Raw genomic sequence first — 21809 nt, 5'->3', positions numbered from 1 at the left:
GGCAAGCCGCTCACGCTCCGTTTCGTACTGCCCTCCGGGCCGGGTTCGGACACGCTGGGCAAGGTCGCCGACCGCATCACGGCCATGCTGAAGAAGGTCGGCATCGCCACGGAGATCAGCAAGGTCTCCGACGAGAGCTACTTCCGGGACCACGTCGCCTCCGGTCAGTACGACCTCGCGCTGTACTCCTGGCCCGCCTCCGCCTTCCCGGCCACCGACGCGCGCCCCATCTACGCCAAGCCCGTTCCGGCCGCCGACGGCTCCCTCAGCGTCCAGCAGAACTACACCCGCGTCGGCACCGACCAGATCGACCAGCTCTTCGACCAGGCCCTCACCACCCTGGACGAGGACGAGCAGCGCGGTCTGCTCCGCAAGGCCGACTCCCGCATCTGGGCGGCGGCCGGTTCGATCCCCCTCTACCAACGCCCCCAGCTGACGGCCGTACGCAAAAATCTGGCAAATATCGGCGCCTTCGGCTTCCAGACGCCCGTCTACGAGGACATGGGCTTCCTGAAGAAGAGCTGAAGCCTCGAGCCGAAGCCTCAAAAGGGGCTCAGATCGCTTGTCCTCCGCGCCGGGCGGCGACACAGTGTGCTCACTGGATCACCGAAGTGGTGATCCGTGACCACACGGGGTGACCATGAGCGGGGGAACGGGGCGCGTCCTCGCGGCGTGTTTGACGGCGGTCGCGCTGACCGCCGGAGCCGTGGGATGCACGAGCGGGTCGGGGGAGCGGGACGGCAGTGGGAGCGCCGCGGACTCCCGGGGCGGCGGTGCGCGGCCCGCGGCGGCGGCCGAGGCGTGCGCCGACGGGACGTTCACGTGGTTCAACGTCGTGAAGCCGACCCGTCTGCTCGGCGTCTCCGAGCCCGAGGACGTGGGCAAGGGCGGCGGCAGGCTCACGAAGAAGGTCCAACGGGTGAGCACGGTGGAGATCTCCGTACGCCCCGAGGGCGCGCTCCCGACGCCGGAGGAGGCCCTGTTCTCCCTGGGCAGGGAGATCGGCGAGATCGACTCCGACGCTCCCACCCTGAAGGAGGTCACCGGCGAGAGCTGGTCCTTCACCCAGGTGGGCAACCGGGGGCCGCGGCTGCGAGAAGGCTTCACCAGGGTCGACGGTCCCGGACGGTTCGTGCAGTACAGCGCGGTGCGCACCGTCGAAGCGGACTTCCGCCGCACCTGCGCCGGTGGGAGGACCACCCTCGGTCACGCCGAGAGCTGGACCGTCGCGGTGAGCGGCGTCGTCGAGTGCGGCACCCGCGCGGACGACGGGACGGGCGACGGGACTGACGACGTGACGGCACGCCAGGCCGCCCGTCTCGCCTGCGGTACCGACTCGGCCGCGGCGAAACCCTGACCGAGGGCGGAGGAGATGGTTTGTCCCCGCCTGTCCCGGTTCGCTCCGGGGTGGGCGGGAGGCCGGGCGCGCGGGTCCCCGTCCCGGGACCCGTACCATTGGGTGAGGCCGTGGCGTGTTCAGCCCGGCAGGGTCCGCGTGACACCGACGTACGCGCAGGCCAATCCGCGATATTCCGGGAGTACGCCTCACTATGGCCACGCGCCACGACATTCGCAACGTCGCCATCGTCGCCCACGTCGACCACGGCAAGACCACCATCGTCGACGCCATGCTGAAGCAGGCCGGCGCCTTCGCCGCGCACCAGCTCGACCAGGTCGACGAGCGCATGATGGACTCGAACGACCTGGAGCGTGAGAAGGGCATCACGATCCTCGCCAAGAACACGGCGGTGAAGTACCACCCCAAGGACGGCGGGGACCCCGTCACGATCAACATCATCGACACCCCCGGCCACGCCGACTTCGGCGGCGAGGTGGAGCGAGCCCTGTCGATGGTCGACGGCGTCGTCCTGCTCGTGGACTCCTCCGAGGGCCCGCTGCCGCAGACCCGCTTCGTGCTGCGCAAGGCCCTGCAGGCCCGCCTGCCCGTCATCCTCTGCATCAACAAGACCGACCGTCCCGACGCCCGTATCGACGAGGTCGTCAACGAGACGTACGACCTGTTCCTGGACGTGGACGCCGACGAGGACCAGATCGAGTTCCCGATCGTCTACGCCTGCGGCCGGGACGGCATCGCCTCGCTCACCAAGCCCCAGGACGGGACGGTTCCCGCCGACTCCACCAACCTCGAGCCGTTCTTCTCCACGATCCTCGAGTACATCCCGGCGCCCACCTACGACGAGACCGCCCCCCTCCAGGCCCACGTCACCAACCTCGACGCGGACAACTTCCTCGGCCGCATCGCGCTGCTGCGCGTGGAGCAGGGCGAGCTGCGCAAGGGGCAGACGGTCGCCTGGATCAAGCGCGACGGCTCCGTGCAGAACGTGCGGATCTCCGAGCTGATGATGACCGAGGCGCTCACCCGCAAGCCCGCCGAGAAGGCCGGCCCCGGTGACATCTGCGCCGTCGCCGGCATCCCGGACATCATGATCGGCGAGACGCTCGCGGACACCGAGAACCCGGTCCCGCTGCCGCTGATCACGGTCGACGAGCCGGCGATCTCCATGACGATCGGCACCAACACCTCCCCGCTGGTCGGCCGCGGCGGCACCGGCAAGGGCGCCGACGCGAAGGCCGCGGTCAAGGACCGCAAGGTCACCGCCCGCCAGGTCAAGGACCGTCTGGACCGCGAGCTCATCGGCAACGTGTCGCTGCGCGTGCTGGACACCGAGCGCCCCGACGCCTGGGAGGTCCAGGGCCGCGGCGAGCTGGCGCTGGCCATCCTGGTGGAGACCATGCGCCGCGAGGGCTACGAGCTGACCGTCGGCAAGCCGCAGGTCGTCACCAAGGAGATCGACGGCAAGGTCCACGAGCCGGTCGAGCGGATGACGATCGACGTGCCCGAGGAGCACATGGGCGCCGTCACCCAGCTGATGGGCGTGCGCAAGGGCCGGATGGACAACATGTCCAACCACGGCTCCGGCTGGGTCCGCATGGAGTTCGTCGTCCCCTCCCGCGGTCTGATCGGCTTCCGCACCGAGTTCCTGACCCAGACCCGCGGCACGGGCATCGGCCACTCCATCCACGAGGGCTTCGAGCCCTGGTTCGGCACCCTGCAGACCCGTAACAACGGCTCCCTGGTCGCCGACCGCGCCGGTTCCGTCACCGCCTTCGCGATGACCAACCTGCAGGAGCGCGGCGTGCTCTTCGTGGAGCCGGGCACCGAGGTGTACGAGGGCATGATCGTCGGCGAGAACTCCCGCTCCGACGACATGGACGTCAACATCACCAAGGAGAAGAAGCTCACCAACATGCGGTCCTCGACCGCCGACGTGGCCGAGTCGATCGTCCCGCCGCGCAAGCTCTCCCTGGAGCAGTCGCTGGAGTTCTGCCGCGACGACGAGTGCGTCGAGGTGACCCCGGAGGCGGTCCGCATCCGCAAGGTGGCCCTCGACCAGCGCGAGCGCGCCCGCGCCGCGAGCCGCGCCAAGCACGGCTGAGACCCCTCGGGTCCACAGGGCCGGGCACCCCGCCTCGCGGGGTGCCCGGCCCTGTGCGTGCGGGGACGGGTGAGGGCGTGTGAGGGCGTCACGGGACGGGGAGGGTAGGGAAAACCCTTCGGCCCGGCCCGGAATCGACACAGGACGGTCGGTTCGCACTACCTTGCTGCGGACACACGCAACCGGAACGCACGGGAGAGGCCGTAATCGAATGGCTTGGCTCCGGCGTCCGTTGACGGCAGCGGGACGGTGGGTGCACGGTGTGCGCGGCGTCGCGTGCGTGCCCGCGACACCCCACGGTGACCATCCTGGACCGCAATCGGTTTTTTTCTCGCCAAGTGTCCGCTATTCGGACACTCGGAACCGATAGATGTGTAACAAGTCCGTTTCGCAGGGGTCTTTCGCCAAACCCTTTGTCCGGATTTTGGAAGAAGTGAGGAACAGGTGTGATCGAACCGAGACCTCAGGGGTGTGGTCGGCCCGTGGTCGATAGCAGATAGTTAGGCGCGTAGAGCTCGGATGAGCGAGTCACCCTGTCAGTGGCAGTGGACGACGGCGTACGAGCGTGCGGGGGCACTCGACCTTCTCCGGTTGACATGTCGGCGGAATGTAGTGTGCCCACTCTTGCGGTGAACAACAGGACTCATGAGGAGGAACCCATGCGCGGTGCCAGGAGCGCCAAGTGGGTCGCGGGGGCAATCGTCGTCGCGCTTGCCGCGACTGCCTGTGGTGGCGGCAGTGGTGACAAGGGCGATTCGTCGAAGAAGGGCGCGCTCGCTGGTTACGTGTCGATCGACGTCGGCGAGCCGCAGAAGCCGCTGATGCCGGCCGACACCAACGAGACCAACGGCGCCTACGTCATCCGAGCCCTGTTCACGCAGCTGCTGGACTTCGACTCCAAGGGCGAGATCGTCTACACCAACGCCGAGTCCGTGGACACCGAGGACTCGAAGGTCTGGACGGTCAAGCTCAAGGACGGCTGGAAGTTCCACAACGGCGAGCCCGTCACCGCGCAGTCGTACGTCGACGCCTGGAACTGGTACGCGAACACCAAGAACAACCAGCAGAACTCCTTCTGGTTCGACGACATCGCCGGCTACGACGACGTGCACCCGGAGAAGGGCGACCCGAAGTCCGACAAGATGTCGGGCCTGAAGGTCGTGGACGACCACACCTTCACCATCACGCTGAAGGACCGCGTCCCCTACTTCAACTACAAGCTGGGCTACTCCACCTTCGCCCCGATGCCGAAGGTCTTCTTCGACGACCCGAAGGCGTTCGGCCAGAAGCCGGTCGGCAACGGCCCGTACGAGTTCGAGAAGTGGACCCACAAGAAGCTGATCCAGGTCAAGGCCTGGGACGGTTACAAGGGCCCGAACAAGGCCGAGAACAAGGGCATCCAGTTCAAGAACTACACCACCGTCGAGGCGGCGTACCAGGATGTCGTCTCCGGCAACCTGGACATCATCCGGCAGGTCGGCCCGACGGACCTGCCGAAGTACAAGCAGGACCTCGGTGACGGCGCCCTCGAGCAGCCGTACGCGGCCATCCAGTCGCTGGTCCCGGCCTTCTACTCCAAGACGTTCAAGGGCGTCAACCCGAAGGTCCTCCAGGGTCTGTCCATGGCGATCGACCGTGACACGATCACCAAGACCGTCCTGAACGGCACCCGTACGCCGGCGACGAGCTTCACCCCGCCGCAGGTCAAGGGCAACCAGGACCTGCACACGGACGTCTTCAAGTACGACCCGGTCAAGGCCAAGGCTCTCGTCAAGGAGGGCGGCGGTGTCCCGGGCAACAAGCTCTGGATCCAGTACAACACCGACGGTGGCCACAAGGAGTGGGTGACCGCGGTCTGCGAGTCGATCCGCAACGCCACCGGCATCGACTGCGTCGGCGACCCGAAGCCGGACTTCCCCACCGACCTCGAGGCGCGTGACAACAACGAGGTCAAGTCGATGTACCGCGGTGGCTGGGTGGCCGACTACCCGGTCAACGTCAACTTCATCAAGGAGCTGTACCACACCAAGGCCGAGTCCAACAACGGTCGTTTCTCCGACAAGGAGATCGACGCGCTGATGGCGAAGGGCGACAAGGCCGAGTCGCTGGAGGAGGCCGTCAAGGCCTACCAGCAGGTCGAGCAGAAGCTCCTCCAGAAGATGCCCGCCATTCCGCTGTGGTACTACCAGATCAACGGTGGCCACGGTAAGAAGGTCGACAACGTCAACATCGACTACCGCGGTGACATCGAGCTGAACAAGGTCACCGTCAAGAAGTAAGCGAGCCTGCGGGCCACTTCCCCCCTCGGCCGTCAGTCCGCCGCCGCCGGTCGCCCGACCGGCGGCGGCGGAGGCCGCAGGGTCGTCCTCCCCCCGCCCCCTCCCTGGCCTTCGGCTTCCGCGAAGGTGCGGAGAACTGCACGGAGGGTTCCTCTCCCGGACGGCCGCGGCTGCAGTTATCCCACACGGAGGCACCCCATGGGGCGTTATGTCGCACGACGACTGCTCCAGATGATCCCGGTATTCCTCGGATCAACTTTCCTGATCTTCATGATGATGTACGTCCTGCCCGGTGACCCCGTGAGGGCGCTCATGGGAGAGCAGGCGTACGACCCGACCGTGGTCGAGAACATCAGACATGACCTCGGACTCGACCGGCCCTGGTGGTGGCAGTACGGCCATTACCTGGGCGGCCTGTTCCAGGGGGACTTCGGCACCGAGATCGCGAGCAAGCGCGAGGTCGCGGACATCATCGCCGACGCGTTCCCGGTGACCATCCGCCTCACCCTGTTCGCGTTCGTCTTCATGGTGGTCGTCGGCATCGGCCTCGGTGTCGTCGCCGGGCTCCGCCCGGACTCCGTCCGGGACCGCGGGCTGCTGACCCTCACGCTGGTCCTGATCTCGATGCCCTCCTTCGTGCTGGGCTACCTGATGCAGTACATCTTCGCGTTCCAGCTCCAGATGATCACCCCGACCGTGCAGGACTCCGAGAGCTTCGGCGACCTCTTCCTGCCCGCGATCGTCCTGGGGTCCCTCTCCCTGGCGTACGTGGCCCGGCTGACCCGTACGTCGATGGCGGAGAACCTGCGGGCCGACTACATGCGCACCGCCGTGGCCAAGGGGCTGCCGCGCCGCAGGGTCGTCGGCGTGCACCTCATGCGCAACTCCCTGATCCCCGTGGTCACCTTCCTCGGCACCGACATCGGCAACCTGATGACCGGCGCCATCGTGACCGAGGGCATCTTCAACGTGCAGGGCGTCGGCAACGCCATCTTCGAGGCCCTCACCCGCAGGGAGGGCGCCACGGTCGTGGGCATCGCCTCGCTGATCGTGATCGTCTACCTGTTCACCAGCCTGCTCGTCGACCTGCTCTACGCGGTCCTGGACCCGAGGATCCGGTATGCCTGAGAAGACCGCTGACAAGGTCGAGCTGCCCGAGGCGACCGGCGCGGCGTCCGAGGCCACCGCTCCCGAGGCCGGGACGCCCGCTTCGGCGAAGGCGCGCAGCCTCTGGTCCGACGCCTGGCACGACCTGCGCCGCAACCCGCTCTTCCTGATCTCGGCCGTGCTCATCGTGCTGCTGATCGTGATGGCGGCCGCGCCGTCGCTGTTCACCAGCGCCTCGCCGCGCGACGCCGACCTGGCCAAGCACTACCTCCAGCCCCCCAACTGGGGCCACTTCTTCGCGCCCGACTGGTTCGGCTACGACGGCCAGGGGCGCTCCATCTACGCCCGGGTCATCTACGGGGCCCGCGCCTCGATCCTGGTGGGCGTCGGTGTGACCCTGGCGGTGACCGTCCTCGGCACCCTGGTCGGCATGGTCGCCGGCTACTTCGGGGGTCTGGTCGACACCCTGCTCTCCCGGGTCACCGACATCTTCATGGGCATCCCGTACCTGCTCGGCGCCCTGGTCATCCTCACCACCTTCGCCGAGCGCAAGGTCTGGGTCGTCATCCTGGCCATGGCCTTCCTCGGCTGGACGACGATCGCCCGTGTCGCCCGCGGTGCCGTGGTCACCATCAAGCAGGCCGACTACGTCGTCGCGGCCAAGGCGCTCGGCGCCTCCACCACGCGCGTCCTGCTCAGGCACATCCTGCCCAACGCGCTCGCCCCCATCATCGTCGTGGCGACCATCGCGCTGGGCGGCTACATCGCGGCCGAGGCCACGCTGTCCTTCCTCGGTGTCGGTCTCGCCGAGCCCACGGTGTCCTGGGGTGTGGACGTGTCCGCGGGACGGCAGCAGCTGCGCAACGCGCCGTACGTCCTGATCGTTCCCTCGGTCATGGTCTCGGTCACGGTGCTCTCGTTCCTCATGTTCGGCGATGCGGTACGCAACGCCCTCGACCCCAAGCTGCGCTGAGGGAGGCGTACGTGACCATCATCGACAAGCCGGCGGACGTTCCCGCCCCCCGGCCGGACACCGACTCCGGTACTCCGCTCCTCGAAGTCCGCGACCTGCACGTGGAGTTCAAGACCCGGGACGGTGTCGCCAAGGCCGTCAACGGTGTCAACTACACGGTCAGCGCCGGTGAGACGCTCGCCGTGCTCGGCGAGTCCGGCTCCGGCAAGTCCGTGACCGCGCAGGCCATCATGGGCATCCTCGACATGCCGCCCGGGCGGATCCCCAAGGGAGAGATCCTCTTCCGCGGCGAGGACATGCTGAAGATGTCCGAGGAGGAGCGGCGGAAGATCCGCGGCCGGAAGATCGCCATGATCTTCCAGGACGCGCTGTCCTCGCTGAACCCGGTGCTCTCCGTGGGCTACCAGCTCGGCGAGATGTTCCGGGTCCACCTGGGCCTGTCCAAGAAGGACGCCAAGGCCAGGGCCATCGAGCTGATGGACCGGGTCAAGATCCCCGCGGCGGCGGCACGGGTGGGGGACTACCCGCACCAGTTCTCCGGCGGTATGCGCCAGCGCATCATGATCGCCATGGCGCTGGCCCTGGAGCCGGACCTGATCATCGCCGACGAGCCCACCACGGCGCTCGACGTGACGGTGCAGGCCCAGGTCATGGACCTGCTCGCGGAACTGCAGCGCGAGTACAACATGGGCCTGATCCTGATCACCCACGACCTGGGTGTGGTCGCGGACGTCGCCGACAAGATCGCGGTGATGTACGCCGGCCGCATCGTCGAGACCGCCCCCGTGCACGAGCTGTACAAGCGGCCCGCGCACCCCTACACGCGGGGCCTGCTCGACTCGATCCCGCGCCTGGACCAGAAGGGCCAGGAGCTCTACGCGATCAAGGGCCTGCCGCCCAACCTCACCCGTATCCCGTCCGGCTGCGCCTTCAACCCGCGCTGCCCCAAGGCCCAGGACATCTGCCGCACGGAGGTTCCGGCCCTGAGCCTGGTCACCGAGCAGGACGGCACCGAACTGCCCGGGCGGGGTTCGGCATGCCACTTCTGGAAGGAGACGATCCATGGCTGAGCCCACGAAGCTCGCGAAGGACGACGAGCCGCAGGACGACGCCACGCCGAACGTCTCCGAGGTGGAAACCGTCGAGGCGGCCTCCGAGGAGGAGGCGGTCGCGGCGCTCGACGCGCACGTCGAGCGCGGCGAGCCCATCCTCCAGGTGCGCAACCTGGTCAAGCACTTCCCGCTGACCCAGGGCATCCTGTTCAAGAAGCAGATCGGCGCGGTCAAGGCGGTCGACGGGATCTCCTTCGACCTGTACCAGGGCGAGACCCTCGGCATCGTGGGCGAGTCCGGCTGCGGCAAGTCCACCGTCGCCAAGCTGCTGATGAACCTGGAGCAGGCGACCGCCGGCGAGATCTTCTACAAGGGCCAGGACATCACCCGGCTGTCCGGGCGCGCCCTGAAGGCGGTCCGCCGGAACATCCAGATGGTGTTCCAGGACCCGTACACCTCGCTCAACCCCCGGATGACGGTGGGCGACATCATCGGCGAGCCCTTCGACATCCACCCCGAGGTGGCCCCCAAGGGCGACCGGCGCCGCAAGGTGCAGGAGCTGCTGGACGTCGTCGGTCTCAACCCGGAGTACGTCAACCGCTACCCGCACCAGTTCTCCGGCGGTCAGCGCCAGCGCATCGGCATCGCCCGCGGCCTCGCGCTCAACCCCGAGATCATCATCTGCGACGAGCCGGTCTCGGCACTGGACGTGTCCGTCCAGGCACAGGTCATCAACCTGATGGAGCGGCTGCAGGACGAGTTCAACCTGTCCTACGTCTTCATCGCGCACGACCTGTCGATCGTCCGGCACATCTCGGACCGCGTGGGCGTGATGTACCTCGGCAAGATGGCCGAGATCGGCACGGACACGCAGATCTACGACCACCCGACGCACCCCTACACCCAGGCGCTGCTGTCGGCGGTCCCCGTGCCGGACCCGGACGCCCGCGAGGGCCGGGAGCGGATCATCCTCACCGGCGACGTGCCGTCCCCGGCCAACCCGCCCTCGGGCTGCCGCTTCCGCACCCGCTGCTGGAAGGCCCAGGACAAGTGCGCCGAGGAGGTCCCGCTCCTCGCCGTGCCCGAGCGCTTCCAGGGCACGGACTCCCCGGCGGCCCACGAGTCGGCCTGCCACTTCGCCGAGGAGAAGGACGTCGTCCACGCGGCGTGATCTCTCCGGAGCGCGTTCCCGGTTCCCGGCGTCCCCCAGGGGCGCCGGGAACCGGCGTTTTCCGGGCGGGCGCGGGACGCCACGGCCACGACCGGACGTGCTCCGGCGTCCGGTGCTGAGCCGGACGGCCGGCCCGGGGCCGTGGTCGGGTGCGGCCGTCCGGCCGGACCGGTGTGTCCGGCGGTGCGGCAGGTGTGCGATATGCATGTAATGTGCTGATATGCCCTCAGGCCACCGCACCCCGAGGAGGCACACCCATGCGTGGAGTCGCACGCGCCCGGTGGGCCGCGGGTGCGGCGGTGGTCCTGCTCGCCCTCGCCGCCTGCGGAGGCGGGGCCGGCGGCAGTGGCGGCAGGGTGCTCAGCTCCTCCTGGGGCGACCCGCAGAACCCGCTGGAGCCGTCCAACACCAACGAGGTGCAGGGCGGCAAGGTCCTCGACATGATCTTTCGGGGGCTGAAGCGGTACGACCCGAAGACCGGCAAGGCCGAGAACATGCTCGCCGAGCGGATCGACACCACCGATTCCCGGCACTTCACCATCACCGTCAAAAGCGGCTGGAAGTTCAGCAACGGCGAGCCGGTCACCGCCCACTCCTTCGTCGACGCCTGGAACTACGGCGCGAGCCTCAGGAACAACCAGAGGAACGCGTACTTCTTCGGCTACATCCAGGGCTACGACAAGGTCCACCCCGAAACCGGCACCCAGACCGCCGACACCCTCTCCGGTCTGAAGGTCACCGGACCGCGCACCTTCACCGTCACCCTCGGCCAGAAGTTCTCCACCTTCCCCGACACCCTCGGCTACGCCGCCTTCGCCCCGCTGCCCCGCGCCTTCTTCACCCACCACTCCGCCTGGCTGGACAAGCCCGTCGGCAACGGCCCGTACGCCGTCGAGTCGTACACCAGGGGCGCCCAGATGACCCTGCGGCGGTGGGACGGCTACCCCGGCCCCGACAAGGCCCGCAACGACGGTGTGACCCTGGTCGTCTACACCGACAGCAACACCGCGTACACCGACGTGCTGGCCGGCAACCTCGACCTCGTCGACGACATCCCCGCCGGCCAGCTCAAGAACGTCAGGACCGACCTGGGCGGCCGCTACATCAACACCCCGGCCGGCATCCTGCAGACCCTCGCCTTCCCGTTCTACGACCCGAAGTGGAACACCGGCGGGGCCAGGAAGGTCCGCACCGGCCTGTCCATGGCCATCAACCGCGAGCAGATCACCCGGACCATCTTCCGGAACACCCGCACCCCGGCCACCGACTGGACCTCCCCGGTCCTCGGCACCGACGGCGGCTACAAGCCGGGCCTGTGCGGCAAGGCCTGTGAGTACGACCCCGCGGCGGCCAGGAAGCTGATCCGGGAGGGCGGAGGGATCCCCGGCGGCCAGCTGAAGATCACGTACAACGCGGACTCGGGCTCGCACAAGCAGTGGGTGGACGCCGTGTGCAACTCCATCAACAACGTGCTCGGCAACGACAGGGCGTGCGTCGGCAACCCGGTCGGCACCTTCGCCGACTTCCGCAACCAGATCGGCCGGCACAGGATGACCGGCCCCTTCCGGGCCGGCTGGCAGATGGACTACCCGCTCATCCAGAACTTCCTCCAGCCGCTCTACTACACGGGCGCCTCCTCCAACGACGGCAAGTGGTCCGACAAGCGGTTCGACCACCTCGTCGACCGGGCCAACGCCGAGAGCGACAAGGCCGGGGCGATCCGGCTCTTCCAGCAGGCCGAGACGGTCGTCCGGGACAACATGGCCGCCATCCCGCTCTGGTACCAGAACGGCAGCGCCGGCTACACCGACCGGCTGCACGACGTCGCGCTCAACCCCTTCAGCGTCCCCGTCTACGACCGGGTCAAGGTCGGCTGAGCCACCATGGGACGGTACGTCGCGCGCCGGCTGCTCCAGATGATCCCCGTCTTCTTCGGGGCCACGCTGCTGATCTTCCTCATGGTCAACGTCATGGGCGACCCCATCGCCGGACTGTGCGGCGAACGCGCCTGCGACACCGCCACCGCCGCCCAGCTCAAGCGGCAGTTCGGCCTCGACATGCCGCTGTGGCGGCAATACACGACCTACATGGGCAACGTCTTCACCGGCGACTTCGGATCGGCGTTCAACGGCCAGCCCGTCACCCAGCTGATGGCGTCGGCGTTCCCCGTCACCATCCGGCTGACCGTCGTCGCGATCCTCTTCGAGATCGTCATCGGCATCGCGCTCGGCGTGGTGACCGGACTGCGCCGCGGCCGGCCCGTCGACACCTCGGTCCTCGTCCTCACCCTCGTCGTCATCTCCGTCCCCACCTTCGTCACCGGCCTGCTCCTGCAACTGCTGCTCGGCGTCCAGTGGGCCTGGATCAAACCCTCGGTCTCCCCGGAGGCGACCTTCGGCGAGCTGATCGTGCCCGGCCTGGTCCTCGCCTCCGTCTCCCTCGCCTACGTCACCCGCCTGACCCGCACCTCCCTCGCCGAGAACCGGCGCTCCGACTACGTCCGCACGGCCGTCGCCAAGGGCCTGCCCCGCCGCCGGATCGTCGTCCGGCACCTGCTGCGCAACTCGCTCATCCCCGTGGTCACCTTCATCGGCACCGACATCGGCGCCCTGATGGGCGGCGCCATCGTCACCGAGCGCATCTTCAACATCCACGGTGTCGGCTACCAGCTCTACCAGGGCATCCTGCGCCAGAACACCCAGACCGTCGTCGGCTTCGTCACCGTCCTCGTCCTGGTCTTCCTGGTCGCCAACCTGCTCGTGGACCTGCTCTACGCCGTACTCGACCCGAGGATCCGCTATGCCTGAGCAGCCGTACGAGCCCGAGCGCGCCGTCGCCGGCACCGGCATGGGCGGTGCGATGGACCTCGGGGCGAGCGAGGCGAGCACCCTGGAGGGGGCGCCCGGCGGCCCCGGGGGTGCCGGACCCGCCGCCCGGCCCCGCTCCCTGTGGTCCGACGCCTGGCGCGACCTGCGCCGCAACCCCGTCTTCCTCGTCTCCGCGCTGCTGATCTGCTTCCTGGTCCTCATCGCGATCCGGCCGTCCCTGATCGCCTCGGGCAACCCGCTCACCTGCGACCTGGCCAGGGCCCAGGACGGCCCGGCGCCCGGCCACCCCTTCGGCTTCGACGGCCAGGGCTGCGACGTCTACACGCGCACGGTCTACGGCGCCCGCGCCTCCGTCACGGTCGGCGTGTGCGCCACGCTCGGGGTCGCGCTCCTCGGCTCGGTGCTGGGCGGGCTCGCCGGGTTCTTCGGCGGGGCCTGGGACGCCGTCCTGTCCCGGATCACCGACATCTTCTTCGCCATCCCGGTCGTCCTCGGCGGTCTCGTCCTGCTGTCCGTCGTCCCCGGCAACACCGTCTGGCCGGTCGTCGGGTTCATCGTGCTGCTGGGCTGGCCGCAGATCTTCCGCATCGCGCGCGGCTCGGTCCTCACCGCCAAACAGCAGGACTACGTCCAGGCCGCCCGTGCCCTCGGCGCCTCCAACTCCCGCATCCTGCTGCGCCACATCGCGCCCAACTCCGTCGCCCCGGTGATCGTCGTCGCCACCATCGCGCTCGGCACGTACATCGCGCTGGAGGCCACCCTGTCCTACCTCGGCGTCGGGCTGAAGCCGCCCAGTGTGTCCTGGGGCATCGACATCTCCACCGCCTCCCCCTACATCCGCAACGCCCCGCACGCCCTGCTGTGGCCGGCCGGAGCCCTGGCGATCACGGTCCTGGCCTTCATCATGCTCGGCGACGCCGTGCGCGACGCCCTCGACCCGAGGCTGAGGTGAGGGCGTCGTGCTGCTCGAAGTCCGCGATCTGCACGTGGAGTTCCGCACCCGGGACGGGGTGGTCCACGCCGTCAACGGGGTCACGTGCGAGGTGGACGCGGGCGAGACGCTCGCCGTGCTCGGCGAGTCCGGCTCCGGCAAGTCCGTCACCGCGCAGGCCGTCATGGGCATCCTGGACACCCCGCCCGGCCGGATCGGCGGCGGGCAGGTCCTCTTCCGCGGCACGGACCTGCTGACGCTGAAGGAGGAGGAGCGGCGGCGGATCCGGGGCGCCGAGATGGCGATGATCTTCCAGGACGCGCTGTCCGCCCTGAACCCCGTCATGACGGTCGGCGACCAGCTCGGCGAGATGTTCGTCGTGCACCGGGGCATGTCCCGCAAGGCCGCCCGCGCCAAGGCGGTCGAGCTGATGGACCGGGTCCGCATCCCGGCCGCCGGGCAGCGCGTCGGCGACTACCCGCACCAGTTCTCCGGCGGCATGCGCCAGCGCATCATGATCGCCATGGCGCTGGCCCTGGAACCGGCGCTCATCATCGCCGACGAGCCGACCACCGCCCTCGACGTCACCGTCCAGGCCCAGGTGATGGACCTGCTCGCCGAGCTCCAGCACGAGTACGGGATGGGGCTCGTCCTCATCACCCACGACCTGGGCGTGGTCGCCGACGTCGCCGACCGGATCGCGGTCATGTACGCGGGCCGGATCGTGGAGTCGGCGCCGGTGCACGACATCTACAAGGCGCCCGCGCACCCCTACACGAGGGGCCTGCTGGACTCGATCCCCCGCCTGGACCGCAAGGGCCGGGAGCTCTACGCCATCAAGGGCCTGCCGCCCAACCTCCTGGCCGTCCCGCCCGGTTGCGCCTTCCACCCCCGCTGCCCCCTGGCCCGTGACGTGTGCCGGACGGACGTACCGCCCCCGTACGAGGTCTCCGGAACCCGCACGAGCGCCTGCCACTTCTGGAAGGAGTGCCTGGATGGCCGAGCCGGTTCTTGAGGTGAGCGGGCTCGTCAAGCACTACCCGCTCACCCGGGGCGTGCTGTTCAGGAAGCAGGTCGGCGCGGTCAGGGCGGTCGACGGCGTGGACTTCACCCTCGGCCGGGGCGAGACCCTCGGCATCGTCGGCGAGTCCGGCTGCGGCAAGTCGACGGTCGCGAGGATGCTGTGCAACCTGGAGCGGCCCACGGCGGGCGCGATCCGCTACCGGGGCGAGGACATCACCCGGCTGTCCGGGCGCGCGCTGAAGGCGGTCCGCCGGAACATCCAGATGGTGTTCCAGGACCCGTACACCTCGCTCAACCCCCGGATGACGGTGGGCGACATCATCGGCGAGCCCTACGAGATCCACCCCGAGGTGGCACCCAAGGGCGACCGGCGCCGCAGGGTGAGGGAGCTGCTGGACGTGGTCGGCCTCGACCCGGAGTACGCCAACCGCTACCCGCACCAGTTCTCCGGCGGCCAGCGCCAGCGCATCGGCATCGCGCGGGCGCTGGCCCTGCGCCCGGAGATCGTCGTGGCCGACGAGCCGGTCTCCGCCCTGGACGTGTCCGTGCAGGCCCAGGTGATCAACCTGATGGAGCGGCTGCAGGACGAGTTCGAGCTGTCCTACGTCTTCATCGCGCACGACCTGTCGATCGTGCGGCACATCTCCGACCGGGTGGGGGTGATGTACCTCGGCCGGATCGTCGAGATCGGCACCGACGAGCAGATCTACGACCACCCCACGCACCCGTACACCCAGGCGCTGCTGTCCGCCGTCCCCGTACCGGACCCGGACGCCCGGGAGCGCCGGGAGCGGATCCTCCTCCCGGGCGACGTGCCGTCCCCGGCGGACATCCCCTCCGGCTGCCGCTTCCGCACCCGTTGCTGGAAGGCGCGGGAGCGCTGCGCGCTGGAGGTGCCGCCGCTGGCGGTCCCCGCGGAGTTCCGCCACGACACCGGACCGGCCGCGCACGACTCGGCGTGCCACTTCGCGGCGGAGCTGCGGGTGGTGCCGCCCGGGGAGCGGGACGCCGACGGGGAGAGCAGCACGAGTGCCTACTGAGCGGACGCCCGGGCGAGCCCCAGGGAGCGCTTGAGGAAGTCCACCTGGAGCAGCAGCAGGTTCTCGGCGACCTGCTCCTGCGGGGTCATGTGGGTGACCCCGGACAGCGGCAGCACCTCGTGCGGGCGGCCGGCGGCGAGCAGGGCGGAGGACAGCCGCAGGGCGTGGGCGACCACCACGTTGTCGTCGGCCAGACCGTGCACGATCATCAGTGGCCGGTGCCGCCCGGCGGGCGCGGACAGCCCGTCGTCGGTGACCAGGGAGCTGTGGGCGTACACCCCGGGGTGCGCGGCCGGGTCGCCCAGGTACCGCTCGGTGTAATGGGTGTCGTACAGCCGCCAGTCGGTGACCGGGGCGCCCGCGATGCCGGCGTGGAAGACGTCCGGGCGGCGCAGTACGGCCAGGGCGGACAGGTAGCCGCCGTAGGACCAGCCGCGGATCGCCACCCGGTCGAGGTCGAGCGGGTGGCTCTTGGCGAGGTCGTGCAGGGCCTCGATCTGGTCGTCGAGGGTGACCGTGAAGTCGTGGTGGACGGCCTTCTCCCAGGCGGGGGAGCGGCCCGGGGTGCCCCGGCCGTCGGCGACGACCACCGCGAAGCCCTGGTCGGCGAACCACTGGGAGGTCAGGTGCGCGTTGTGCGCGGCGACCACGCGGGAGCCGTGCGGACCGCCGTACGGGTCCAGGAGCACGGGGAGGAGAGTGTCACCGGGGTAGTCCGTAGGCATAAGCACGGCGCACGGAATTCGGCGTGCGCCCCCCTGGGTGAGGGTCACGCGCGGGGACAGACCCGGATCTTCCGCATGGGACCGGACGGTGGCGACGGTCCTGCCCTCGCGCAGTACCCGCACCCGGGCGCCCGGCCGGTCGAGCGTGGCGGACACGAGCACGGTCACGCCCCCGGCGCGCACGGCGGAGTGCACGCCGGGCTCCTGGCTCACGCGCTCCACGCCGAGCTCGTTGACCCGGTAGACGTGCACCTCTCCGGTCTCGGGCGCGGCGGCCTCCTCCCCGGCCGAGGCCGAGACCAGCACGTCGTCGTCCGACACGTCCAGCACGGCCCGCACGTGCAACTGTGCTCCGGTGAGCGGTCGTTCGCCCACCGCCAGCACCCGGGCGCCTCCCTCGTCCTCGATCCGTACGAGCTGCCCGGAGGGGGACCAGCACGGCACCCCGGGGAAAAGATCAAGCCAATTTTGATCTTCATCGGCGTGCACCATGCGGGTGGTCCCGGTGTCGGGGTCCACGGCCAGGTACAGCTGACCACGCTGGTCGCGCGCCTGTACGAGCAGCAGCGGCGCCCCGGCCTCTGACCAGTGCACATGAGCCAGATACGGGTAGCGGGCGCGGTCCCAGACGACCTCCGTACGACTCCCTTCGAGTCCGAGCACGAACAGCCGTACGTCCGCGTTGGCGGTACCGGCGGCAGGGTAGCGGACCCGGTGCGGCTCCCGCCCCGGGTGCGCCGGATCGGAGATCCACCACTGCCCCACCGGCGTGTCGTCCACCCGCGCCACGAGCAGCCGGTCCGACTCCGGCGCCCACCAGAAGCCCCGGTGGCGGTCCATCTCCTCGGCCGCGATGAACTCCGCGAGGCCGTAGGAGACGCCCTCCGACTCCGGTTCGGCGAGCGCCCGGTCGCCCTCCCCCTCGGCACCCACGACCCGCAGGGCGCCGCCGGCGACGTAGGCGACGTGCCGCCCGTCAGGGGCGGGACGGGGGTCGATCACCGGCCCGGGGACGGGCAGTCCACGTGCCGTACCCGCCCGCAGCTCGGCCGTGAAAAGCCGCCCTGACAAGGCGAAAGACGCCAACTCCGCGGCCGTGTCGGTGGCGTACCCGACGATGCCGGCACCGCCCTCACGCGTCCGTTCCCGACGTGCCCGCTCCTCGGGGGACAGGCTCTCCGAGGAGCCGCCGAGCAGGGCGCGGGGATCGGCGACCACACGCTCCTGACCGTCCGCGAGGTCGAGCACCCAGAGGGAGTTGGCCCGGTCGGTTCCGGAGCCGGAGCGCAGGAACACGACGCGGGAGGCGTCGGGCGCCACGGTGAACGCGCGCGGCGCGCCGAGCGTGAACCGCTGGGTGCGGGCGTGCCGTCGGGGGAAGGAGACAGGCTCTGTCGTCATGCCAAGACCATATTGGCCATGCGCCCCCTTGTGCGGCCGTGCGCCACCCGATGCGCGCGTGCGGATAGTTATGATCGCTAGCACATAGTGGGTATGAACCTGCTGCCCCTGTGTGGAACCATCCGAGCCTATAGTCCGACCCCGACCCCCCCGATACCCCCGACACCCCGAGTCCTGGGGATCCTTGGAGGTGAGCCGCCGTGGCACTCTCGATTTCGGCGGTGGTGCTGCTGGCGATCATCGTCTTCCTGCTGATCAAGAAGTCCGGCCTGAAGGCCGGTCACGCGGTCGTGTGCATGCTCCTGGGCTTCTACCTCGCCTCCTCCACGGTCGCACCGACGATCAGCGAAGTGACGTCGAACATCGCCGGGATGCTCGGCAGTATCAAGTTCTGAGTACGGTCCCTGACATCGGCCGCGTGCGTGCTCGGAGCCAGGGGGCGCGGCCGCATGTCGGCGGCACGCCGGGCGGGGTCGGCGACATGCGGCCTGCCTGCTCAGGCGGTCAGTTCCGTCTGGGCCGCCGCCGTGGCAAGGAGGTCGTGGCGGATGTACCACTCCGTGGACAGCAGTGCTTCTCGGTCGGCTGCGGGGAGGACGGCGAGCCGGCCCGGCAGAGCTCCCCGCCGCACTTCGGAGCGGTGGGCCAGGACGGCACCGACCTTCTGCTCAAGCCATGGGCGGACATCGACGGTTGCCGTGATCCACTCGTCCGGGACGCTGTACATCGTCCTGCCTTTCCGGACCAGACGTGCGCCCAGCGTCCGAGCAGCGGAGTCGGGGTGGGTGGCCAGGTAGAGGGCGCTCGGCTGCCAGGGGGGACCCGCGTCCGGACAGAGCCGTTCCAGCCCGGCGGCCCGGACCGCGAGGGCGGTCACCCTGTGCGTGTGGACGTGGTCAGGATGTCCGGTCAGCCCACCGTAGGCGTCATGGGTGACGACGATGTCCGGCCGGAACTCCCGGATGTGTACTACCAACCGCCGCACCGACTCGTCGAGCGGCGCGTCGCAGAACCGGACCCGGCCCGGCGCCGACTGCGGCACGCGCGCATCGGCGTAGCCGAGCATGCGTGGTGTGCCGGCGCCCAGGATGCGCAACGCATCGGCCAACTCTGCCGCACGCCCGGTGCCTTCCGCCCATGTCGCCGTGACGACCGCGGTCCGAGCTCCTCCGGCCGCGTGACGAGCGAGCACGCCCCCGGCCGACAGCGACTCGTCATCCGGATGAGCGAAAACCGCGAGCAGACTCGGAAGCGGCACGGGTACTCCTCGTCACAGGGGCGGAACCAGGGGCCTCCGGCACTCGCCCAGGCCCCCGCTATTCCCCCACGGTCCGCCAACGCGCTGCTCTGCCGGTCAGTTTTCGGATGCGTAAGGGACGAACTCTGTCCAGACGGAGGGGGCGAAGGCCAGGCGGGGGCCTTCGACGTTCTTGGAGTCGCGGACGTGGACCGTGCTGGGCTCGGTGGCGATCTCTACGCAGGAGTCGCCCTCGCTGCTGCTGCTGTAGCTGCTCTTGAACCACGCCAGGTCGGAGGTGTCTCCGGACGAGGACTTGCGGATCATGTCTCCCCCAGCAGATGCTCGATGAACGCAGCCGACTCACGGGGCGTGAGGGCTTGCGCCCGGATGATGCCATACCGGAGTTCCAGAATACGGAGCTGCCTGGGTTCGGAGACCGGTCGACCGTTGGCAACGGCCGGTGAACGTCCCACCATCGACCCGTCCTCGAACTTCAGGACCTCGATGCCACCAGCCAGGCCGGCGTGCTCTTCGCGGTCCATCGGCATCACTTGCAACTCGACGTTTCGCAACTGCCCCACCTCAAGCAGATGCTCCAACTGCTGGCGCAGATTCGCCTTTCCGCCCAGAGGGCGTCGCAGTGTCCACTCCTCCAGGAGGAAGCTGAGTTCAGGTGCTGGGTCCCGCTCGAAGATGGCCTTGCGTGCCACGCGAGCGGCCATGAACCGCTCCACTTCGTCCGCCGAGTAGGCGGGGCGCCGCATCAGAAGCAGCCCGCGCGCGTATTCCGGCGTCTGCAACAACCCATGGATGTTCAAGGGATCGTAGAGCTGCAGCTCGACCGCCCGCGCCTCCAACTGTGCGAGATCCCGAATCTTCTTCGGGTACCGGACCTTCTTCAGGTCCTCCTTCATCTCCGAGACGAGCCCACCGGCGCTCAGTACCGCGTCCGCCGCGTCCAGGTACTCGGGCCGGGGGATCCGCTTCCCGCTCTCGATCTTGTAGACCAGGTCGTCGCCGTACCCGACCGCCGTGCTGAACTCGGTGACGCGCATCCCCGCGGCCTCCCGCCGCAGCCTCAACTGCCGCCCCACGGTGGCCACTACGGCGAGCGCCCAGTCGTCGTCCGGGTCCACGTCCCACCCCGGCTCGTCCGTCGCCTCCGAGTCGACCCTGGGCCGTACCGCCTCGCCGTCCACCGACATGTGCGCCCCTCCGTAGTTCCGTGTCGTGCCGTACTCGTAGGAACGCCGTCGACAGCTTGGACAGCACTGGACAAGCCATGGACAGTGACCCTACGCAGCAGCTTGATTACTCCTCACGGTAAGCCTGCTCGGCCACGCTGAGTGACGTGAATCAGGAAATTGCCGAGACCACGTCCCACCTCGACACCGGCGTCCACAACTTCAGCGTGCTCCTGTCGTCCACCCCGAGAGGCGCCCGTCTGGCCCGCCTGCTCGCCGCCGACCAGCTCCGCAAGTGGGAGCTCCCGGTCGAGGCGGCGAGCCACGTCGTGGCGGAGCTGGCGGCGAACGCGGCCACCCACGGCCGGCTCCCCGGCCGCAGCTTCCGCCTGACGCTCTACGTGGTCGGCGGCACGCTCCGTATCGAAGTCACCGACACGCGCGGTCACCGTCGACCGGAGCTCCAAGTGCCGGACGCGGACGCCGAGTCGGGCCGTGGTCTGCTGCTCGTGGACGCCCTCGCCGACCGCTGGGGTGTCACCGAGGCACGGTTCCCGCGCAAGACGATCTGGGCCGAACTGAGCCTGCCGCAACCGGAACCCGCCCCCACGGGTTCCGGTGCCGTCGACGCCTGAAAACAAAGGAACGACGGGGAGAAAGAACCCGCACCAAGCCCCACCCCTCCCGCCCGTGGCCCGCGCTCACTCGGGAGGGTGAACATCCCCGGCTCGGCTGGATTTCGAGGCCCCCAGCGGCCCTACGCTCAGCGCAACGCAGCAACACAACCGCACACATGCGACGGCCCCCGCCGGGACGGCAATCCCAGTGCGAGGGCCTGACCACCGAGGAAGATAGAGGCTTCCCGATGGGTACCCAGAACCCTAGCGTGCCCCCGCACGCCCAGTCCCGTACTGCGGGCGACAAGTCCCCGAACCGGGGCCGCCACACCGGCGGCCTGGTGCACGACAACACCCGCCACACCACCCGCTTCACGGTGATCGGCAACCACCTGGCCCAGCACCCCGAGCTGTCCCTGCTCGCGATCGGGCTCGGCGTGCACCTCCAGTCGCTGCGGAAGGGCGCCCGGGTCGACATCAAGTCCCTCGCCGCGCGCTTCCCCGAGGGAGCCATCCGTATCGCCGCCGCGCTGCGTGAGTTGGAGGCCCACGGTTACCTGCGCCGCGTTCGCGAACGCGTGCCCGGCGGCCGTATCGTCACGCGGACGATCTCCTGCAACCAGCCGGCCGCGGCCCGCCACCACCACACCGCCGCACCCGACCGACCGGCCCGACCGGAAGCGGCACCGCCGGAGCAAGAGAAGGGCGAGAAGCAGGCGGCGCGCGAGAAGCAGTCGACATGCGAGACGGGCAGCCCGCGCGAGAAGCGGGCGCCCCGCA

General features: G+C 69.3%; 18 protein-coding genes and 2 pseudogenes. 16 read left to right on the top strand and 4 right to left on the bottom strand.

What is annotated here, in order from left to right; translation table 11 throughout:
• The 13 genes and pseudogenes from RH94_RS42940 to RH94_RS10080 all read left to right on the top strand — a co-directional run.
• Positions 1 to 525 (top strand): annotated as a pseudogene (locus RH94_RS42940) (ABC transporter family substrate-binding protein); the annotation flags it as partial.
• Between the two features lie 115 nt (positions 526 to 640).
• Positions 641 to 1357, top strand: coding sequence for a hypothetical protein (locus tag RH94_RS10135; protein ID WP_143203989.1), 717 nt, complete (start codon positions 641 to 643; stop codon positions 1355 to 1357).
• Between the two features lie 193 nt (positions 1358 to 1550).
• On the top strand, positions 1551 to 3458 hold the full coding sequence (gene typA / locus RH94_RS10130; protein WP_073947285.1) for a translational GTPase TypA: 1908 nt from the start codon (positions 1551 to 1553) through the stop codon (positions 3456 to 3458).
• 659 nt (positions 3459 to 4117) lie between these two features.
• A complete protein-coding gene (locus RH94_RS10125) occupies positions 4118 to 5737 on the top strand; it encodes a peptide ABC transporter substrate-binding protein (RefSeq protein ID WP_073947284.1) in 1620 nt (539 codons plus the stop codon).
• Between the two features lie 198 nt (positions 5738 to 5935).
• On the top strand, positions 5936 to 6865 hold the full coding sequence (locus tag RH94_RS10120; protein ID WP_073947283.1) for an ABC transporter permease: 930 nt from the start codon (positions 5936 to 5938) through the stop codon (positions 6863 to 6865).
• Positions 6858 to 7817 carry an ABC transporter permease gene (locus RH94_RS10115; protein ID WP_073947282.1) on the top strand — a complete coding sequence of 320 codons (960 nt, stop codon included), beginning with the start codon at positions 6858 to 6860 and terminating at the stop codon, positions 7815 to 7817. The genes RH94_RS10120 and RH94_RS10115 overlap by 8 nt, the downstream gene beginning before the upstream one ends.
• Positions 7818 to 7828: 11 nt before the next feature.
• Positions 7829 to 8887 carry an ABC transporter ATP-binding protein gene (locus RH94_RS10110; RefSeq protein ID WP_073947281.1) on the top strand — a complete coding sequence of 353 codons (1059 nt, stop codon included), beginning with the start codon at positions 7829 to 7831 and terminating at the stop codon, positions 8885 to 8887.
• Positions 8880 to 10040, top strand: coding sequence for an ABC transporter ATP-binding protein (locus tag RH94_RS10105; RefSeq protein WP_073947280.1), 1161 nt, complete (start codon positions 8880 to 8882; stop codon positions 10038 to 10040). The genes RH94_RS10110 and RH94_RS10105 overlap by 8 nt, the downstream gene beginning before the upstream one ends.
• Positions 10041 to 10297: 257 nt before the next feature.
• Positions 10298 to 11917, top strand: coding sequence for a peptide ABC transporter substrate-binding protein (locus RH94_RS10100; RefSeq protein WP_073947279.1), 1620 nt, complete (start codon positions 10298 to 10300; stop codon positions 11915 to 11917).
• Positions 11918 to 11923: 6 nt separating this feature from the next.
• The gene (locus tag RH94_RS10095; RefSeq protein ID WP_073947278.1) at positions 11924 to 12847 is read left to right on the top strand and encodes an ABC transporter permease; all 924 of its coding nucleotides are present in this window, start codon (positions 11924 to 11926) and stop codon (positions 12845 to 12847) included.
• Positions 12840 to 13820 carry an ABC transporter permease gene (locus tag RH94_RS10090; protein ID WP_073947277.1) on the top strand — a complete coding sequence of 327 codons (981 nt, stop codon included), beginning with the start codon at positions 12840 to 12842 and terminating at the stop codon, positions 13818 to 13820. The genes RH94_RS10095 and RH94_RS10090 overlap by 8 nt, the downstream gene beginning before the upstream one ends.
• A 7-nt stretch (positions 13821 to 13827) precedes the next feature.
• Positions 13828 to 14814: an ABC transporter ATP-binding protein gene (locus RH94_RS10085; protein WP_073947276.1), complete on the top strand. Its 987-nt coding sequence runs from the start codon at positions 13828 to 13830 to the stop codon at positions 14812 to 14814.
• Positions 14795 to 15862, top strand: coding sequence for an ABC transporter ATP-binding protein (locus tag RH94_RS10080; protein WP_073947275.1), 1068 nt, complete (start codon positions 14795 to 14797; stop codon positions 15860 to 15862). The genes RH94_RS10085 and RH94_RS10080 overlap by 20 nt, the downstream gene beginning before the upstream one ends.
• Here the strand turns inward: RH94_RS10080 and RH94_RS10075 are convergent.
• Positions 15856 to 17988: a prolyl oligopeptidase family serine peptidase gene (locus RH94_RS10075; RefSeq protein ID WP_073947274.1), complete on the bottom strand. Its 2133-nt coding sequence runs from the start codon at positions 17986 to 17988 to the stop codon at positions 15856 to 15858. The genes RH94_RS10080 and RH94_RS10075 overlap by 7 nt on opposite strands.
• Before the next feature lie 200 nt (positions 17989 to 18188).
• Between RH94_RS10075 and RH94_RS10070 the strand changes: the two genes are divergently transcribed.
• Positions 18189 to 18383 (top strand): hypothetical protein, encoded by a 195-nt coding sequence (locus RH94_RS10070; protein ID WP_073947273.1) that lies wholly within the window; start codon positions 18189 to 18191, stop codon positions 18381 to 18383.
• A 101-nt stretch (positions 18384 to 18484) separates the two neighbouring features.
• Here RH94_RS10070 and RH94_RS10065 read toward each other — a convergent pair whose 3' ends face one another.
• The 3 genes from RH94_RS10065 to RH94_RS10055 form a co-directional block, all read right to left on the bottom strand.
• Positions 18485 to 19246 (bottom strand): PIG-L deacetylase family protein, encoded by a 762-nt coding sequence (locus tag RH94_RS10065; protein ID WP_073947272.1) that lies wholly within the window; start codon positions 19244 to 19246, stop codon positions 18485 to 18487.
• Positions 19247 to 19342: 96 nt separating this feature from the next.
• Positions 19343 to 19552 carry a DUF397 domain-containing protein gene (locus tag RH94_RS10060; RefSeq protein WP_073947271.1) on the bottom strand — a complete coding sequence of 70 codons (210 nt, stop codon included), beginning with the start codon at positions 19550 to 19552 and terminating at the stop codon, positions 19343 to 19345.
• Entirely contained in the window at positions 19549 to 20433 is an 885-nt protein-coding gene (locus RH94_RS10055) for a helix-turn-helix domain-containing protein (protein ID WP_073947270.1), read from the bottom strand. Before RH94_RS10055 ends, RH94_RS10060 begins: the two co-directional genes overlap by 4 nt.
• Positions 20434 to 20579: 146 nt before the next feature.
• Between RH94_RS10055 and RH94_RS10050 the strand changes: the two genes are divergently transcribed.
• Together RH94_RS10050 and RH94_RS42935 are read left to right on the top strand one after the other, a co-directional pair.
• Positions 20580 to 21047 (top strand): ATP-binding protein, encoded by a 468-nt coding sequence (locus tag RH94_RS10050; RefSeq protein WP_073947269.1) that lies wholly within the window; start codon positions 20580 to 20582, stop codon positions 21045 to 21047.
• Positions 21048 to 21277: 230 nt separating this feature from the next.
• Positions 21278 to 21809: pseudogene (locus RH94_RS42935) on the top strand (helix-turn-helix domain-containing protein); the annotation flags it as partial.

It is taken from the genome of Streptomyces kebangsaanensis (assembly GCF_001906585.1).
Lineage (GTDB): Bacteria > Actinomycetota > Actinomycetes > Streptomycetales > Streptomycetaceae > Streptomyces > Streptomyces kebangsaanensis.
The sequence above is the reverse complement of the archived record's forward strand: the minus strand, read 5'-3'. Positions and strand labels throughout refer to the sequence as shown.